The following is an 18,002-nucleotide window of genomic DNA, read 5'->3' as shown; positions in this document are numbered from 1 at the left end:
CGGCGGCGCACGCGACTTTGCAATTTCGGTTACTCTCGCACCAATTTGGTCTGATGCACACGAAAGGAAGAGCCAATTGTCCAATCAACTGACGCGCCGCCTGGCCTTGCTGGCCGATGAGCAGTACCGCGACGTGCTGCGGGGCGGCCTGCGTGGCATCGAACGGGAAACGCTGCGGGTGCAGCCGGACGGCCACCTGGCCCACACGCCGCACCCGGCCGGCTGGGGTTCGGCGCTGACGCATCCGGAGATCACCACCGACTATGCCGAGACGCTGGCCGAGTTCATCACGCCGGCCGAAAACGACATCGCCACGACCTTGCAAAAGCTGGACGGCATCCACCGCTACGCCTACAGCCGCCTCGGCGACGAGCTGCTGTGGAGCCAGTCGATGCCCTGCCAGTTGCCGGCCGAGGAAGACATCGAAATCGCCTGGTATGGCAAGTCGAACCTTGGCATGCTGAAGCACGTGTACCGCCGCGGCCTGGCGCTGCGCTATGGCAAGGCAATGCAGTGCATCGCCGGCATCCACTACAACTATTCGCTGGACGAGCGCCTGTGGCGCGTTCTTGCCGCCAACGAAGGCGCGGCAGGCAAGGCGCTGTCGCCGGTGGCCTACCAGTCGGAAGCCTACCTGTCGCTGATCCGCAATTTCCGCCGCAACAGCTGGCTGCTGATGTACCTGTTCGGCACGTCGCCGGCACTGAACAGCAGCTTCCTGCGCGGCCGTCCGCACAAGCTCGAACCGCTGTCGGCCGATACGCTGTACCTGCCGTATGCGACGAGCCTGCGCATGAGCGACCTGGGTTACCAGAACGATGCGCAATCGGGCCTGCGGCCCCATGAGAACAGCTTGGACAGCTACGTCGCGACGCTGACCCATGCCGTCAACCAGCCCTACGAGCCGTACCAGAAGATCGGCACGAAGAACGCGAGCGGCGAGTGGATCCAGCTGTCGACGAACGTCATCCAGATCGAGAACGAGTACTACTCGACGATCCGCCCGAAGCGCGTGATCCGCACCGGCGAGCGGCCCATCCAGGCGCTGTGCAACCGCGGCGTGCAGTACATCGAGGTGCGCTGCCTGGACGTCGATCCGTTCGAACCGGTCGGCGTGGGTCTCGTCACGGGGCGCTTCCTCGATGCGTTCCTGCTGTACTGCGCGCTCGAGGAAAGCCCGGCGATTTCGGAACAGGAAGGCGAACTGCTGGCCCGCAATTTCGCCCGCGCCGTCAAGGAAGGCCGCAAGCCCGGCCTGACGCTGACGCGTGACGGTGCCGAAATCCCGCTGCGCACGTGGGGCGAGGAACTGCTGGAGCGCATCCGCCCGGCGGCCGAGCTGCTGGACAAGCTGCGCGGCGGCACGGAGCACGTCGACGCGCTGGCGCAGCAGGCACCGAAGCTGGCCGACCCGGACCGCACGCCGTCGGCCGCCGTGCTGCGCGCGCTGGCCGAGCATGGCAATTCGTTCGCCGCGTTCGGCCTCGCGCAAAGCGAGCGGCATGCGGCCTACTTCCGCGCGCATCCGCCCACGGCCGACGAGGAAGCGTACTTCACGCGGCTGGCGGAGCAATCGCTGGCCGAGCAGGCGGACCTGGAACGCACGCAGACGGGCAGCTTCGACGACTACGTGAAAGCCTACCGCGCCAGCAACCTCTGCCCCAACCACGCCTGACGCACCGGGTGGTCCGTGCTTACCTTCTTTAACGAACAGCACGGCCAGCTGCGGCCCCGTCACGAGCTCGTGCACGGTCAGGCGGCACCCGTGCGCGACACTGCCGAGCGCGTCGACGGCATCGTCGCCGAGCTGGGCCGGCGCGGATTGGGACGCATCGTCACACCGCACGGCGTGCCGCTGATGTCCCTCGAGCGGGTGCACACGCCGCGCTACCTGCACTTCCTGCGCACCGCCTGGAGCGAATGGATCGCCCAGTCGCCCACCCATGCGGCCCGCGATGCGTTCGCGTCGCAATGGCCCGTGCGGGCACTGCGCACCGACATCGAGCCGGACGATTTCGGCGCCCGCCTCGGGCTGTACTCGATCGATACGACGACACCGCTGACGGCCGGCACGTGGATCGCCGCGAAGTCGGGCGCCGACTGCGCCGTCAACGCCGCCCATGCGCTGCGCGTGGGCGAACGCGGCACGTTCGCGCTGACGCGCCCGCCCGGGCACCATGCCGGCGCCGAGTACTTCGGCGGCGGCTGCTACCTGAACAACGCGGCGCTGGCCGCCCAGCACCTGCTCGACGACGGCCTGCAGCGCGTTGCCGTGCTGGATGTCGACTACCACCACGGCAGCGGCACGCAAGGCATCTTCTACGAACGGGCCGACGTGCTGTGCATCTCGATCCATGCCGACCCGCGCCGCGCCTACCCGTTCTACAGCGGCCATGCCGACGAGACAGGCACGGGCGCCGGCCACGGCTACAACGTCAACCTGCCGCTGGCGGCGGGAACGGGCGCGCAGGCTTGGTTCGCCGCGCTGGAGACGGCATGCGTGCGGCTGTCGATGTACCGGCCCGATGCACTGGTCGTCGCCATCGGCGGAAACACATCCGCCGCGGAAGCGCACGGCGGCTTCGGCATGCAAGGGGGCGACTACTTGCGGCTGGGCGAACGGCTTGCGTGGCTGAACTTGCCAACATGCTTCGTGTTCGAGGGCGGCGCCGCCATGCGCGAGCTGGGCACGAATATCGTCAATGTGCTGGAAGGCTTCGAGACGGCCCTGTAAGGCTTCCGAGAAAAAATACAAAAATCGCTTGCAATTGAATAGCGCGCTATGTATAGTGCTCTACATGGACGACGCGAACAGCGCCCCAGGCAGCAAACAAGCAATAACAATCGATGCCAATATGTAGTGCACGATTGAATCGAAAGTTAACCAATAGAAAGGATCACATCATGTCGCTCGAAAAAGTTCTGTACCGTGCTCAATCCAAATCCACCGGTGGCCGCGAAGGCAAATCCGTCTCCAACGACGGCGTGCTGGACGTGAAACTGACCACCCCGAAAGAACTGGGCGGTAACGGCGCCGTCGGCACCAACCCTGAACAACTGTTCGCCGCCGGCTACTCGGCCTGCTTCATCGGCGCGCTGAAGTTCGTCGGCGGCCGCGACAAGATCGCCGTGCCGGCTGACACGTCGATCGACGCCACCGTCGGCATCGGCCCGATCCCGACCGGCTTCGGCATCGAAGTGGAACTGAAGATCTCGCTGCCGGGCCTGGACCGCGAAACGGCCGAGAAACTGGTGCAGGCTGCGCACATCGTCTGCCCGTACTCGAACGCGACCCGCGGCAACATCGACGTCACGCTGACGATCGTTTAAGCCTGTTGCACCGTCCGGCCACTGCCTTACAATGCCTGCTTGATTTGGTTTCGGTTAGGCATTGAAATGATCGACTGGCAGTGGCTGGATTTTGAAAGCATTCCCCGCAGGGACCTGTACGAAGTGCTGCGCCAGCGGCAGGAAGTGTTCGTGCTGGAGCAAACCTGCCTGTATCCCGACCTGGACGGCTACGACGAAGCCGCCCACCACCTGATGGCGTGGCAGACGATCGACGGCAAGCGCCAGCTGGTCGCCTACCTGCGCTGCCTGGCGCCCGGCGCGAAATACGCCGAGATGTCGCTGGGTCGCATCCTGACGCCGGCGATCGCGCGCGGCACAGGCATCGGCCGCCAGCTCGTCGCGGAAGGCATCCGCCGCGCCGAACAACTCCACCCCGGCCACCGCATCCGCATCGGCGCCCAGGCTCGCCTGGAAACGTTCTACCAGGGCTTCGGCTTCGAAACCGTCAGCGCCCCGTACGACGAAGACGGCATCCTGCACATCGACATGCTCCGCTAAAACATTTCCCAAATTCGGGGACTGTCCCTCGTTTCAGGAAATATTTCCAAAAACGAGGGACTGTCCCGCTGCTTTCAGCAACACTTTTTGTTGCGATAAGCTGACGCCTTGGTCGCATGCGCATGCGCGAAGGTGGGGCGCTGGAGCTCCCCCTCTGTGAACGGCGCATGTTTCCAAATTCGAGGGACAGTCCCCGAATTTGAGCAATATTTCCGGAATCGAGGGACAGTCCCCTGTTGTCAGAAGCTGACGATGAAGCGGGCGCCTGGGCTGATCGAGCGGGCGTAGCGGACTGTGCCGCCGTTGCCGTGCACGAGTTGGCGGACCATGGCCAGGCCGATGCCGCGGCCCTGTTTTTTTGTCGTGAAAAATGGCGTGAAGATGTGGGCAGCCAGGTCGGCGGGGACGCCGGGGCCGTTGTCGGCCACTTCGATGCGCAACCGGCCGCCGCGGCCGAGCCGTGCCTGCACGTCGGCGCGCGGGTGGGCGACGTGGGCAGTCGCTTCGGCGGCGTTCTTCAGCAGGTTGATCAGTGCCTGCTCCAGCTGGCCCGGGTCGGCCATCACCTCCAGCGAGGCCGGTTCGACGGAGAACGCGACCTTGCCGCCGCGCGCTTCCCAGTCCGGGCCGACGAGTGCCGCCAGCCGGGCGAACAGCTGGCCGACGTGCACGCGCTCGGGGCGCGGCTGCGGCAGCGTCGACAGGCTGCGGTAGCTGGCGACGAAGTCCGCCAGGCTCGCGGCGCGGCGCGCGATCGCATCGAGCGCCGTGGCCAGGTCCGTCGCCGCATCGGCCGGCAGCGCCGGCGCCAGGTCGGCCAGCAGCTCGTGCGACGTGCGCGACAGCGATGCCACCGGCGTCAGCGAATTCATGATCTCGTGCGTCAGCACGTGCACCAGCTGGCGCCACGCGTGCAGCGCCTCCGCTTCCAGCTGGCTTTCGACGGGCAGCAGCGCGACAAGCCGCTGCGCCTGCCCCGCCACCGTCAATGCGGACACCGCCACCATCGCCCGCTCCATCCCCCGCTCCGTGTCGAAGCCGATCAGCGTGCGTTCGTCCGACGGCTGTGCGGCCAGCAGCGCGTACAGCGCCGGTGCATCGCTGGCGCGGCCCGGTGCGACGAGCCGGCGCGCATTCGCGTTCAATGGCGTCACATCGCCCGGCCCCGCCAGGTGCTCGATGCGAAACAGCGCGATCGGCGCATGCTCGAGCCGCGCTTCCAGCGCCAGCACGGCTTCCCGGTCCGGCCACTGCGACGCCATGGGCGCCACCTCGGGCTGCACCCCCGGCACTGTCAGGCACGCGAGACAGCGCCACAGCGCAAACCCGAGCGCGGCACCTGCCAGCGCGCATACGACGAGCAGCCGCGGCGAATCCGTGACGGATGCGGCGCACGCGCCGAGCGCCGTCAACCCGGCGGCGCATGCGGCGGCACCCAGCCGCGCGCCCCGCTCAGATGCCATGCTTGTCGAGCTTGCGGTACAACGCCGCGCGCGATACGCCCAGCATCCGCGCCGCGTGGCTGATATTGCCCTGTGCCTGTGCCAGCGCGGCGGCGATCGCGTCGCGCTCCAGCGCAGACAGCGTCGCGTCCTCGCGCAGTGCGACCGTTACCGGTGCGGCCGGAGCGCCAGGCGCCAGCCCGAAGTCGTCGATGCGGTAGTCGGCCTGCGCGCCGAGGATCACGGCGCGTTCGCACGCATGCCGCAGCGCGCGCACGTTGCCGGGCCACGGGTGCGTGCACAACGCATCCAGCGCCGCCGGTGCGATGGTACGCGCCGGGCGGCCGTACTGCCGCTCGTACAGCGCGAGGTAATGCCGCAGCAGCAGCGGCACGTCGTCGCGGCGCTCGCGCAGCGGCGGCACGCGCAGCACGATTGTATTCAGCCGGAACAGCAGGTCGGCGCGGAATACGGCCGGGTCGAACAGCCGCGCCTCGTCCAGGTTTGTCGCGCTGACGATGCGCACGTCGACGCTTTCCGGACGGTCCGCGCCGATCGGCGTCACCTCGCGCCGCTCCAGCGCCGTCAGCAGCTTGGCCTGCGCGGGCAGCGGCATGTTGCCGATCTCGTCGAGGAACAACGTGCCGCCGCGGGCGGCCTGGAAGCGCCCCGGCCGATCCGCCTTCGCGTCCGTGAACGCGCCCTTGCGATGGCCGAACAACTCGCTCTCGAACGTCGACTCGGGCAGCGCGCCCATGTCCACCGCCAGGAAGGTCGCTTGCGCACGGCGCGACTGCGCATGGATCGCCTGCGCGACGAGCTCCTTGCCCACGCCGTTCTCGCCCAGCACCATCACGTTCGCTTCCGGCGGCGCGACACCGGCAATCATCGCCCGCACCGCGCGCATCGGCTGCGACTCGCCCATCAGTGCACAGGGAGCGCCAACGGCAGCAGGCCGGCGGCCCGCCAGCGCCGCATCGACGGCCGCGACGAGCCGTGCGTTATCCCAAGGCTTCGTGATGAAATCGGCGGCGCCGCGCTTCAGCGCTTCCACCGCCAGCGGCACGTCGGCATATGCGGTCAGCGCGATGACGGCGGGAGGGCGGGGCTGGCGGCGCAGCACGTCCAGCGCGGCCAGGCCTTCGGCGCCGTCGGTGCGGCCGGGCGTGAAGTTAAAGTCGAGCAGTACCACGTCCGGCACGCCGCGCGCCAGCACGCTGTGCAGCCGGGCCGGGTCATGCAGCATGTCGACGGCGGCGTAACGGCGGCGCAGCAGCATCCGCGCGGCGTACGCCACGTCCGCGTCGTCGTCGAGGATCAGGATGCGGGCATCGGCGTCAAGCATGGCGGCGGGTCGAGTCGTGAACCGGGCCATTCTAGCAGCGATATCGGGCCTCGCGACAAGGCTTTTCCCGGGTGTCCGGAAGCGGACAGCGGCCGTTGTCCGCTTCCGGACGACGCCCTGCGCGCACCCCGCCAAACGGGCATGGAAACGGTACTGGCACATGGTTTGCTGTTGTCAGGGCATGAACCCGACTTCCCTCCCGCACCGCAAGCCGCCCAGTGGCGCCGCGATGGACACCATCGTGCCGCGCCGCCGCGGCCGCATCGTCGCGCTGACCGTGGCCGGCATCGCCGCCGTGCTGGCGGCCGGCTTCGCGCTGCATGCGTGGATGCCGCGCGGCCTGCAGGTCGCTGCGCGCGACATCCGCATCGCCACCGTCGAACGGGGCATATTCCGCGACGACATCGCCGTACGCGCCAGCGCCGAGCCGTTGACGGCCGTGCTGCTGGACTCTGTCGAATCGGGCCGCATCGAGGAGGTGGTGGCGCGCGACGGCGATCTCGTCGCGCAAGGCCAGCTGCTGTTCCGGATCGCGAACCCGCAGCGCAACCTAGAGCTGCTGGCGCGCCAGTCGGAATACGCGCAGCAGATCTCCAACCTCGAGACGCTGCGGGTGGCCGAGCAAAGCAACCGCACCGAGCGCCAGCGCCGGCTCGACGACCTGTCGTTCGCGCTGGAGCAGGCCGACAAGGCGCTGGCGCGCGCCGGCCGGCTGGCCGAGCAGGGCTTCGTGTCCGCCGTGGCGCTGGAAGAGACGCGCGACAAGCGCGACAAGGCGCGCCGCGCGCTGCTGCTGGAACAGCGCAGCATCGCGGCGGAAGACAAGGTGCGCCACAACGCCCTCGCGCGCCTCGAAGAGACGATCACGGGCCTGGCCGCCGGCCTGCGGCTCGTGCAGGGGACTGTCGATGCGCTGGCCGTGCGCGCACCCGTGGCGGGCCGGCTGACGGACTTCCGCCTGCAGGTCGGCGAGTCGATCGCCACCGGCAAGCGGGTGGGCCGCATCGATGATCCGCGCCGATTCAAGCTGGCCGCGCTGGTCGACGAGTACTACCTGAACCGCGTGACGGTGGGCCGCCAGGGCTGCGTGACGCAGGACGGCCGGCGCTACGCCGTGAAGGTCGGCACCGTCTACCCGCAGATCAAGGAAGGCCGCTTCACGGCCGAGCTGCTGTTCACCGGCGAGCAGCCGGCACTGAGCCCCGGCCAGAGCATGGACGCGCAGATCACGCTGGGCGAACCGGCACCGGCACTGCTGCTGCCGAACGGCGCCTTCGTCGCCGACTCCGGCGCGGCCTGGGTGTACCGGCTCACGGCCAACGGCGAAGCGGAGCGGCGCGACATCCGCGCCGGCCGCCGCAACCATGCGCAGATCGAGGTGCTGGACGGCCTCGCACCGGGCGACCGTGTGATCGTCTCCGGCTACGGCGCGTTCGGCAATGCCCAACGGCTGCAGATTTCGCAGTAATCTTCATCACCACCATCAAAGGAAAACCATGCTCAAACTGTCAGGCGTCAGCAAGATCCACGTGGCCGGCGAAGTGCAGACCACGGCACTGGACCGCATCGACCTCGAGATCGACGCTGGCGAATACGTGGCGATCACGGGGCCTTCCGGCTGCGGCAAGTCGACGCTGCTGTCACTGCTTGGCCTGCTGGACGTGCCCACCAGCGGGGACTACTGGTTCGAGGGCCACAACGTGGCCGGCTGGAGCGAGGCCCGGCTGAACGAGCTGCGCCGCGGCCGGATCGGCTTCATCTTCCAGAGCTTCAACCTGATCGAGGAATTGTCCGTGTTCGAGAACGTCGAACTGGCGCTCGAATACACGGGCATGCGCGCCCGCGAGCGCAAGGACAAGGTGGCCGCGATGCTGGACAAGCTGGGCGTCGGCCACCGCGCGAAGCACCGGCCGTCGCAGCTCTCCGGCGGCCAGCAGCAGCGCGTGGCGATCGCCCGCGCGCTGGTTGCCGGCCCGGCACTGCTGCTGGCCGACGAACCGACCGGCAACCTGGACACGGCGCACGGCGACGACGTGATGCGCCTGCTGCGCACCATCAACGGCGAAGGCACGACGGTCGTGATGGTGACCCACTCGCCCAGCCATGCGGCGCAGGCGTCGCGCACGCTGAACCTGCTGGACGGGCGCATCATCGTCGACGCGCTGCGCGCGGCATGAAGCTGGCGGACTTTCGCATGGGCTGGCGCATGCTGCTCCGCGAGCCCGGTTTTTCGATCGTCACGGTGCTCGGCCTCGCCGGCGCCTGCGCCGCCGCGTTCCTGCTGCTGGGCTATGTGCGCTACTGCTTCGACTACGACAGCCATGTGCCGGATGCGGCCCGGGTCGCACTGGTCAAGCAGCGCATCAACTGGTTTCCGCGGCCGGAGTGGGACGTCCGCGCCTTGCTGCCGCTGGCCGGCGTGGCGCGCGAGAGCGGGATGGTCGAACACGCCGCCGGCGTGGCGCCCGTGCGCCAGCCGCTGCGGGTGGGGACGGCGTTGAACGACATCGACTTGTGGGCCGTGGATCCCGCGTTCGCGCAGGTCTTCGGCATCGTTCCCGTGGCGGGCGACCTGATGGCCGCGCTGACGCGGCCCGAAGGACTGGCCGTCACCCGCGACGCCGCGCGGCGCCTGTTCGGCACCGATGCCGGCATCCTGCACCGCACCGTGCACGTCGGGAGCGAGCCGCTGCAGGTGCTGGCCGTGCTGCCGGACGTGCCGGCGAACAGCACGACACGCTGGGAGGCGCTGACCGGGCCGTTGTCGCGGGCCCGCCCCGCCGCCGAGCGCACGGTGGCGCCGGACTGGAAGCGCGGCGCCGTCTACCTGAAGCTCAAGCCCTCTGCCGACGCCGGCATGCTCGAAGCGCTGCTGCAGCAAGCTGTCGATGCATCGCCATTCGAGCAGCGCTTTCGGGCGCGCGCAATCGGCAGGACGATGCAGGGTGCCGGCACCGAGGTCAAGCTGCTGGCGCTGCCGGATGCCTACTTCGATCCGGACCTTGCCGCGAGCCGCGCCGGGGGCCGTTATGGCAAGCTGTCCGTGGTGCTGGGCCTGGCCGGCGTCGCCGTGCTGATTCTCGCGCTGGCGGTGACGAACCATGTGAACCTCGCCACGGTGCGCGCCCAGCAGCGCCAGCGCGAGTCCGGCCTGCGCAAGCTGCTCGGCGCTAGCGCGCCGCGCGTGGCCGCGCAATTCTGGGCCGAGTCGACGCTCGTCGCGCTGCTGGCCGCCGTGCTCGGGCTGATGCTGGCGTGGCTGCTGCTGCCCACGTTCGCCATGCTGGTGGACCGCGAGCTGGAAGGCATGTTCAGCCCTGCCGCCGTCGGCTGTGCGCTGGTCGGCGCGCTCGTGGTGGGCGCACTGGCCGGCACATGGCCCGCGCTGGTCGCGGTGCGCGTACGTCCCGCCGCCGCCCTGGCGGGCCGCGACAACAGCGAAACCCGGGGCGGCCTGTGGCTGCGGCGCGGCTTGACCGTGCTGCAGTCGGCCACCGCGATCGCACTGGGTGCGCTGACGATCGCAGTCGGCTGGCAGACGTGGTTCGCCAGCCATGCGGATCCCGGATTCGATCCGTCCCGGCTGGTGACCGTCGATCTACCCGACGGCGTGCCGCCGCCCGCCGCCCAGGCGTTTGCCGACGCGGTGCGCGCACTGCCGCTGGCCGGCGGCGTCGCGCTGTCGGGCGAAGCGATCGGCCGCGACGGCAACAAGATCGTGCAGGGTTTCACGACGCGGGACGGCCGCGACCTGCGGCTGGAGATCAAGATCGTGGCGCCGGAGTTCTTCGCCGTGTATGGCATCCGCCCCCTGTTCGGCAGGCTGTTCGGAACAGCCGTGGACCAGCCGGGCGGTGACGCGCTCGTGCTCAACACGGCGGCCGCAACGGCGCTCGGCTACGCCGCGCCCCAGGACGCCGTCGGTCGCGCGCCGTTTGCCGGCGAGGGCACGGTGGTCGGCATCGCTCCCGACGTGCGGCACCAGAGCCTGCGCCAGGCGCCCGGCCCGATCGTCTACGTGCTGCGCAAGGGCTACTCGGTGCTCACGCTGCGTACCGGCGCCGGCATGGAGGACGTCGAACACGCGCTCGCGCCGTTGTGGCAGCGCTGGTTCCCGGACCGGATCATGGCCATGCAGCCTGCCGCCAGCCTGTTCGCCGCCAATTACGGCGACGACGAACGCCTCGTGAAGATCCTGGCCGCAGGCAGCATGCTGGCGCTCGGGCTGGCGGCCTTCGGCATCTATGTGCTGGCGGCCTACAGCGTGCATCGGCACCGCCGCCAGATCGTGCTGCGCAAGCTGCACGGTGCCAGCCGCGCCGCCATCGCCCGGCTGCTGGCGCGCGAGTTTGCGGGCCTGCTGGCCGCCGGCGCGCTGATCGGGCTGCCCGTGGCATGGCTGGCGATCGAGCGCTACCTGGCCGGGTTCGCGGAACGCGCCCCGCTGGGGCAATGGCCGCTGGTGCTGGCCACGGCATTGGCCGCCACCGTGGCACTGCTCGCGACGACCAGGCATGGCGTGGCGGCGCTGCGCCTGCCGCCCATTGCCGCGTTGCGCGATTGACGGCGGCAAAAAAAATGGCGGCCCGCAGGCCGCCATTTTTCGACGATGCGCCGATCAGCGCTTGATCGCCAACACTTCGACTTCGAACACGAGCGTCGAGTTGGCAGCGATCTTCACGCCACTGGCGGTCGTCTGCTCCGCCTTGCCGTAGGCGAGGGTCGACGGCACGATCAGGCGGCGCTTGCCGCCGACCTTCATGCCCAGCACGCCCTGGTCCCAACCCTGGATCACGACGCCTTTGCCCAGCTGGAAGGTGAACGGGCTGGTGGCCGTGGCCTGGTCGAACTGCGTGCCCTTCGCATCCGTCTTTGTGCTGTCGTACAGCCAGCCCGTGTAGGCGACCGTCACCACGTCGCCGCCGATCGCTTCGATACCGGTGCCGACGGTCAGGTCGACCTTCGTGAATTGCGGTTCGGTGACGGTGGTTGGCGTGGTGTCGTCGTCGCCACCGCCGCCGCAGGCGGTCAGGGCCAGCGCGCAAGCCAGGGTCGCGAGAATTTGGAACATCGATTTCATGTGGTCACTCTTGCTGTAAGGATGAAAAACGGTTGGATGATCGGCACGCGCTTGCCGCGCGAACAAAGCGCCAAGTGTAACAGACTGCCACTGGCGCTCTGCCGTCAAAACAATTCTTTACAAAATTCGGGCGTCAGATTTCCACCTGCGTACCGAGTTCGATCACGCGGTTCGGCGGGATCTGGTAATAGTCGGCGGCTGCACGCGCGTTGCGCGACATCGCCACGAACAGGTGCTCGCGCCAGGGCGCCATGCCCTGCCCCGGCGTCGAGATCACCGTCTGGCGGGCGATGAAGAACGACGTCTCCATCATCTCGAACTTCAGGCCATGCTCGGCGCACAGCTCGAGGATCGCCGGGATGTTCGGCTCGTCCTTGAAGCCGTAGTTGACGTTGACCTGGAAGCACTGGTGGCCCAGGTCCGTGATGCGCACCTGCTCGGCCCGCGCCACGTACGGCTCCTCCAGGATGTGCACCGTGAAGAACACCACGCGCTCGTGCAGCACCTTGTTGTGCGACAGGTTGTGCAGCATCGCATGGGGCACGCCGTCGCTCTCGCCGCGCAGGAAGATCGCGGTGCCCGGCACGCGCGCGGGCGGCGCGACGAACAGCGAAGACAGGAAGTCCTCCAGCGGAATCGCATGCTTTTCCAGGTTCGTGAACACCAGCTGGCGGCCGGTGCGCCACGTCAGCATGATCGTAAACAGCGCGGTACCGAGCAACAGCGGCAGCCAGCCGCCGTGGAACAGCTTCAGCGTGCAGGCCGAGAACAGCGCCACGTCGATGACGAAGAAGAAGCCGGTGGCGAGGATGCACAGCGCCAGCGGCAGGTGCCAGCGATAGCGGATCACGAAGAACGTCAGCACCGTGGTGCACAGCATCGTCGCGGAGACCGCGATGCCGTAGGCGCCGGCCAGTTCGTCGGACGAGCCGAAGCCGACGACGGCGATCAGCACGACGATCAGCTGCAGCCAGTTGACGGCCGGGATGTAGATCTGGCCGATCTGGTGTTCGGACGTGTGCATCACGCGCATGCGCGGCAGCAGCCCCAGCGCGATGGCCTGCTTGGTCATCGAGAACGTGCCGGAAATCGTCGCTTGCGACGCGATCACCGCCGCCATCGTCGACAGCACGACGAGCGGATACACGCTCCAGCTGCCCAGCATGTGGAAGAACGGATTGACGATCGCATCGGGGCGCGTCAGCAGCAATGCGCCCTGGCCGAAGTAGTTCAGCACCAGCGCGGGGAAGCAGACGAGGAACCACGCCATGCGGATCGGCTTCTTGCCGAAGTGGCCCATGTCCGCGTACAGCGCCTCGGCGCCGGTGAACGCCAGCACGACGGCGCCCAGCGCCACGAACGCGATGCGGCCGTTCTCGAGCAGGAAGGTGATCGCGTACAGCGGATTGAGCGCGCGCAGGATGCCTGGCGCCTGCACGATGTTGAGGATGCCCATGATCGCCAGCGCGGCGAACCACAGCACCATCACGGGGCCGAACCAGCGGCCGATGCCGGCGGTGCCATGGCGCTGCACCGAGTACAGCGAAACCAGCACGACGATCGTCAGCGGCACGACGAAGCGCCCGAGCCCCGGCGCGGCGACTTCCAGGCCCTCGATCGCGCCCAGCACGGAGATCGCCGGCGTCACGACGCTGTCGCCGTAGAACATCGTGGCGCCCAGCACGCCCAGTGCCATCAACGGGAATTGCCAGCTGGAGCGGCGCGTGACGGAGGACAGCGCCAGCGCCATCAGGGCCATGATGCCGCCTTCGCCGCGGTTGTCCGCGCGCAGCACCAGGGTCACGTATTTGAGCGAGACGATGATCGTCAGGCCCCAGAAGATCAGCGAAACGATGCCCAGCAGGTTCGCTTCGTTCAATGCCAGTCCATGTTCCGGATCGAAGATGGTTTTCAGCGTATAGAGCGGGCTCGTGCCGATGTCACCATAGACGATGCCCACCGCGGCCAGCGTCAGCGCGGCGAGACTGCTTTTCTTGTCACTCAAAATTGCACCTGAAGTAAGTTTTGGCGCATTGCACAATAGTCCAGTCGGCTATTAAAAGCAAGTTTGGCCCGGCCTGCGGGATTGCCGCCGGTATGGTATGTTCGGCCTTCTCGAAAGAAAGAAAATGCACATCAGTCAAGCCACCCCGGCCGACGCGCCGCGCCTGTTCGACGTGTGGTCCGCCGCCGTTCTCGCCACCCACGATTTCCTGTCCGAGGAAGCCTACGCCGCCCTCGTGCCGATCGTGCGCGACGTGCTTGCCACGTTCGCGCCACTGTACTGCCTGCGCGACAGCGCCGGCGCGCCATACGCGTTTCTCGGCGTGGCCGACGGCACCATCGAGATGCTGTTCGTGCACCCCGACCAGCACGGTCGCGGCGCCGGCCGCGCCCTGGTCGACTTCGCCACGCGCACACTCGGCGCGACGCGCGTGGACGTCAACGAGCAAAATCCGCAAGCGGCCGGCTTCTACGCCCGTATGGGATTCCGGCCGGCCGGACGTTCGGAACGCGACCCGTTCGGCAATCCTTACCCGATCCTGCACCTGGAGCTGGCATGAACGGCGGCGTGCTCAATACGACGGCGGCTTTCCTCGTCTGGGGCCTGTTCCCGCTGTACTTCCACGCGATCGGCGAGGTGCCTCCCGTCGAGATCCTGGCGCACCGGATGGTGTGGTCGCTGCTGTTCCTTGCCATCGTGCTGACCGTGCGGGGCCAGTGGAAATGGCTGCCGGACGTGCTGGGCAAGCCGAAGGTCATCGGCACGTTCGTCGCCAGCGCGCTGCTGTTGTCGGCCAACTGGGGCATCTATATCTGGGCCGTCAACAACGGCCACGTGCTGGACGCCAGCCTCGGTTACTTCATCACGCCGCTGATCAACGTGCTGCTGGGCCTTGTCGTGCTGAAGGAACGGCTGCGGCCCGGCCAGTGGGCCGCGATCGGCGTGGCCGCCGCAGGTGTCGCGTGGCTCACGTGGCAAGCGGGCCAGCTGCCGTGGATCGCGCTGCTGCTGGCCGCCTCGTTCGGCGCCTACGGCCTGCTGCGCAAGACGGCCGCATTGGCCGCGCTGGAAGGGCTGTCGTTCGAAACGCTGCTGCTGTTCCCGCTCGCCGCCGGCTACGTGATCTGGCTGACGGTACACGGCGCGAATACCTTCCTCAACACCCCGTCGGACAGCACGCGCGCGCTGCTCGTCGCCGCCGGGCCGATCACGGCGATCCCGCTGCTGCTGTTCGCCTCGGGCGCGCGCCAGATCCCGCTGTCCGTCGTCGGCATGCTGCAGTACATCGCGCCGACGATCCAGATGGTGCTGGGGCTGATGGTGTTCCACGAGACGTTTTCCAGCGCGCGGCTGGCCGGCTTCGCGGTGATCTGGATGGCGCTCGCGCTGTACGTGATGGAAGGGCTGTGGATGCAACGCCGGCCGCTGGCCGCCTAGGCTGGCGGCCGGCGCGCCCCCCTCGTCAGTGCGCGATCACGCGCGAGCACATCCACCCGATATTGGTTGCGGAGTACGTCGCGCGCCAGTCGATGGTCGTCTGGTTGCGGCACTCCTCCTGTGTCGCGAACTTGACCTGCTCGTAGCTTTGGTAGACATAGCCGTCCAGCGGACGCCATACATTGCCGTACCAATAATCGCGCGGGTTCACGGCGCCTGCCGGCGGGAACACGGGACGATTCGCGCCGGTACCGCGGTAGTCGACGTGCGACGTGCCGTCCGACGCGAGCTTGCGGACGAACAGCGTCTCGCCCGCGCTGCCCGAGCTGCACACCTGCAGGAGCGGCGTGCCGTCCGCGGCAGGCAAGGTCAGGCAGGCGTACGGCTCGACCGTGCCTTGCTGAACGGTCCAGGCCACCTGCGCGCTGCCGCCCGCGGTGGCGGAGCACTGGTGGCCGAAGCTGCCGTCCTTGTACCCTTCCGTATAGCTGCCCCGGGTGCCGGCAGCGTACACGCCGCTCCCGCTGGCGGCACCCGGCAACGCGGGGACGTTGTCGACGGCCACGCAGCCGCGGTAATCGCCGCTGATGTCCGTGACGGCGATCCCGATCGGCTTGCGGGCCGCGTCGAAGTGCAGCTTCCACTGCAGCTTTCGAATCAGGCGGCCGTCCGTGCCCAGTTCCATCAGGCTGACCACGCGCGTGACGGCCGTCGCGCCGCGGTTGCTGCCCACGACGAATGGATACGATTCATCGGCCTTGACGATCAGTGTCGCCGTGCCGAGATAGCCGTCGTTCGATGCCAGGCCGCTGGCGGTGCGGTCGGTGAACAGCAGGCGCGACACGGCCTCCGACACGTTGACCGTGGCTGCCGTCTGCGGTGGGGGCGTGGGCGTCGACGGCGCGGCGGCATCGCCGCCGCCACCACCACCGCAGGCACTGAGCAGCGTTGCCGAGGCGGCAACGAACGCAAACTTTTCCATCTTGATGATCCGGGCAAAAGCGTTATTTTATCGCTAATTGCTTTTGGGATACAATTAGTTATTAAGTACAACTCATCCTATGCCGGCCTGCCGGGACGGGCGCCCGGCTAGCCCTGGCGCACCGTTTGGCGTATCCTTGTTGACCTTTCAAGTCATCCCCCTCTAATTCGAGACTTTCTCAATGGCAAACTACGTCTACACCATGAACCGCGTGGGCAAAATCGTCCCGCCCAAGCGCCAGATCCTGAAGGATATTTCGCTCTCGTTCTTCCCGGGTGCGAAGATCGGCGTGCTGGGCCTGAACGGCTCCGGTAAGTCGACGTTACTGAAGATCATGGCCGGCATCGACACCGACATCCAGGGCGAAGCGCGCCCGATGCCGGGCCTGTCGATCGGCTACCTGCCGCAGGAACCGCAACTGGACCCGGAAAAGACCGTGCGCCAGGAAGTGGAGTCCGGCCTGGGCGAAGCATTCGAAGCGCAAGCCAAGCTGGACGCCGTGTACGCCGCGTATGCGGAACCGGATGCCGACTTCGACGCGCTGGCCGCCGAGCAGCAGCGCCTGGAATCGATCATCGCCGCCGCCGACGGCGGCAACCTGAACCTGCAGCTGGAAATGGCCGCCGACGCGCTGCGCCTGCCGCCGTGGGATGCGAAGATCGGCGTGCTGTCCGGCGGCGAGAAGCGCCGCGTGGCGCTGTGCAAGCTGCTGCTGTCCAAGCCCGACATGCTGCTGCTCGACGAACCGACCAACCACCTGGACGCCGAATCCGTCGAATGGCTGGAGCAGTTCCTGCTGCGCTTCCCGGGCACCGTTGTCGGCATCACCCACGATCGCTACTTCCTCGACAACGCCGCCGAATGGATCCTGGAACTGGACCGCGGCCACGGCATTCCATGGAAGGGTAACTACAGCTCGTGGCTGGACCAGAAGCAGGCCCGCCTGAAGCAGGAAGAAGCCACCGAATCGGCGCGCCAGAAGGCGCTGCAGAAGGAACTGGAGTGGTCGCGCCAGAATCCGAAGGCGCGCCAGGCCAAGTCGAAAGCACGCCTGGCCCGCTTCAACGAACTGTCCGAATACGAATACCAGAAGCGCAACGAGACGCAGGAGATCTTCATCCCCGTCGCCGAGCGCCTGGGCAATGAAGTCATCGAGTTCAAGAACGTGTCGAAAGCGTTCGGCGACCGCCTGCTGATCGACAACCTGTCGTTCACCGTGCCGCCGGGCGCGATCGTCGGCATCATCGGCCCGAACGGCGCCGGTAAATCCACGCTGTTCAAGATGATCGCCGGTCTAGACAAGCCGGACAGCGGCGAAGTCGTCATCGGCAAGACGGCGAAGATCTCGCTGGTCGACCAGAGCCGCGACGAGCTGGCCAACAACAAGACCGTGTTCGAGGACGTCTCGGGCTGCGCGGACATGCTGTCCGTCGGCCGCTTCGAGATGCCGTCGCGCGCGTACCTGGGCCGCTTCAACTTCAAGGGCGGCGACCAGCAGAAGATCGTCGGCAACCTGTCCGGCGGTGAACGGGGCCGCCTGCACCTGGCGAAGACGCTGCTCAAGGGCGGCAACGTGCTGCTGCTGGACGAACCGTCGAACGACCTGGACGTGGAAACGCTGCGCGCTCTGGAAGACGCGCTGCTCGAGTTCGCCGGCTCCGTGATGGTGATCTCGCACGATCGCTGGTTCCTGGACCGCATCGCGACGCACATCCTCGCGTTCGAAGGCAACTCGCAGGTCACGTTCTTCGACGGTAACTACCAGGAATACGAGGCGGACAAGAAGAAACGCCTCGGCGAGGAAGGTGCCAAGCCGAAGCGGATTCGGTACAAGCCGCTGACGACGTGAGACGCGGCGCCAT

Annotated in this window: 15 protein-coding genes; 10 read left to right on the top strand and 5 right to left on the bottom strand. The window is 67.7% G+C overall.

The genetic code is table 11. The annotated features are described in order from the left end of the window. The first annotated feature begins 76 nt into the window (after positions 1–76). The 4 genes from gshA (at position 77) to IP92_RS16915 (ending at position 3,849) form a co-directional block, all read left to right on the top strand. On the top strand, positions 77–1,675 hold the full coding sequence (gene gshA / locus IP92_RS16930) for a glutamate--cysteine ligase (protein WP_145877076.1): 1,599 nt from the start codon (positions 77–79) through the stop codon (positions 1,673–1,675). 15 nt (positions 1,676–1,690) lie between these two features. Continuing rightward, complete coding sequence (locus IP92_RS16925; protein ID WP_145877074.1) at positions 1,691–2,734, top strand: histone deacetylase family protein; 1,044 nt, start codon at positions 1,691–1,693, stop codon at positions 2,732–2,734. A gap of 170 nt (positions 2,735–2,904) precedes the next feature. Continuing rightward, positions 2,905–3,330, top strand: coding sequence for an organic hydroperoxide resistance protein (locus tag IP92_RS16920; RefSeq protein WP_145877072.1), 426 nt, complete (start codon positions 2,905–2,907; stop codon positions 3,328–3,330). Positions 3,331–3,396: 66 nt separating this feature from the next. Beyond that, the gene (locus IP92_RS16915) at positions 3,397–3,849 is read left to right on the top strand and encodes a GNAT family N-acetyltransferase (RefSeq protein ID WP_145877070.1); all 453 of its coding nucleotides are present in this window, start codon (positions 3,397–3,399) and stop codon (positions 3,847–3,849) included. Positions 3,850–4,088: 239 nt separating this feature from the next. On the opposite strand, the gene IP92_RS16910 is transcribed toward IP92_RS16915, so the two are convergent. Both IP92_RS16910 and IP92_RS16905 read right to left on the bottom strand, forming a co-directional pair. Continuing rightward, positions 4,089–5,312 (bottom strand): sensor histidine kinase, encoded by a 1,224-nt coding sequence (locus IP92_RS16910; RefSeq protein WP_145877068.1) that lies wholly within the window; start codon positions 5,310–5,312, stop codon positions 4,089–4,091. Further along, complete coding sequence (locus IP92_RS16905) at positions 5,302–6,636, bottom strand: sigma-54-dependent transcriptional regulator (RefSeq protein WP_145877067.1); 1,335 nt, start codon at positions 6,634–6,636, stop codon at positions 5,302–5,304. Before IP92_RS16905 ends, IP92_RS16910 begins: the two co-directional genes overlap by 11 nt. A 181-nt stretch (positions 6,637–6,817) precedes the next feature. Between IP92_RS16905 and IP92_RS16900 the strand changes: the two genes are divergently transcribed. From IP92_RS16900 to IP92_RS16890, 3 genes are read left to right on the top strand one after another with little or no spacing between them, the layout of a single operon-like run. Beyond that, positions 6,818–8,104, top strand: a complete 1,287-nt coding sequence (locus tag IP92_RS16900) for an efflux RND transporter periplasmic adaptor subunit (RefSeq protein WP_229418826.1) — start codon at positions 6,818–6,820, stop codon at positions 8,102–8,104. A gap of 28 nt (positions 8,105–8,132) precedes the next feature. Beyond that, a complete protein-coding gene (locus tag IP92_RS16895; protein ID WP_145877065.1) occupies positions 8,133–8,813 on the top strand; it encodes an ABC transporter ATP-binding protein in 681 nt (226 codons plus the stop codon). Beyond that, positions 8,810–11,200 (top strand): ABC transporter permease, encoded by a 2,391-nt coding sequence (locus IP92_RS16890; protein ID WP_145877063.1) that lies wholly within the window; start codon positions 8,810–8,812, stop codon positions 11,198–11,200. The genes IP92_RS16895 and IP92_RS16890 overlap by 4 nt, the downstream gene beginning before the upstream one ends. A gap of 54 nt (positions 11,201–11,254) precedes the next feature. Here IP92_RS16890 and IP92_RS16885 read toward each other — a convergent pair whose 3' ends face one another. Both IP92_RS16885 and IP92_RS16880 read right to left on the bottom strand, forming a co-directional pair. Further along, positions 11,255–11,716, bottom strand: a complete 462-nt coding sequence (locus IP92_RS16885) for an FKBP-type peptidyl-prolyl cis-trans isomerase (protein ID WP_145877061.1) — start codon at positions 11,714–11,716, stop codon at positions 11,255–11,257. 133 nt (positions 11,717–11,849) lie between these two features. Continuing rightward, positions 11,850–13,724 (bottom strand): potassium transporter Kup, encoded by a 1,875-nt coding sequence (locus IP92_RS16880; protein ID WP_145877491.1) that lies wholly within the window; start codon positions 13,722–13,724, stop codon positions 11,850–11,852. A 121-nt stretch (positions 13,725–13,845) separates the two neighbouring features. On the opposite strand from IP92_RS16880, the gene IP92_RS16875 reads away from it, so the two are divergent. Beyond that, positions 13,846–14,280 (top strand): GNAT family N-acetyltransferase, encoded by a 435-nt coding sequence (locus IP92_RS16875; protein WP_145877059.1) that lies wholly within the window; start codon positions 13,846–13,848, stop codon positions 14,278–14,280. Next, the gene (gene rarD / locus IP92_RS16870; RefSeq protein WP_145877057.1) at positions 14,277–15,158 is read left to right on the top strand and encodes an EamA family transporter RarD; all 882 of its coding nucleotides are present in this window, start codon (positions 14,277–14,279) and stop codon (positions 15,156–15,158) included. Before IP92_RS16875 ends, rarD begins: the two co-directional genes overlap by 4 nt. A gap of 25 nt (positions 15,159–15,183) precedes the next feature. On the opposite strand, the gene IP92_RS16865 is transcribed toward rarD, so the two are convergent. Beyond that, positions 15,184–16,140 carry a hypothetical protein gene (locus IP92_RS16865; RefSeq protein WP_145877054.1) on the bottom strand — a complete coding sequence of 319 codons (957 nt, stop codon included), beginning with the start codon at positions 16,138–16,140 and terminating at the stop codon, positions 15,184–15,186. A 181-nt stretch (positions 16,141–16,321) separates the two neighbouring features. Between IP92_RS16865 and ettA the strand changes: the two genes are divergently transcribed. Continuing rightward, entirely contained in the window at positions 16,322–17,989 is a 1,668-nt protein-coding gene (ettA, locus tag IP92_RS16860) for an energy-dependent translational throttle protein EttA (RefSeq protein WP_145877052.1), read from the top strand. Positions 17,990–18,002 lie beyond the last annotated feature (13 nt).

Source organism: Pseudoduganella flava, from assembly GCF_007830495.1.
GTDB lineage: Bacteria > Pseudomonadota > Gammaproteobacteria > Burkholderiales > Burkholderiaceae_D > Rugamonas > Rugamonas flava.
The sequence above is the reverse complement of the archived record's forward strand: the minus strand, read 5'-3'. Positions and strand labels throughout refer to the sequence as shown.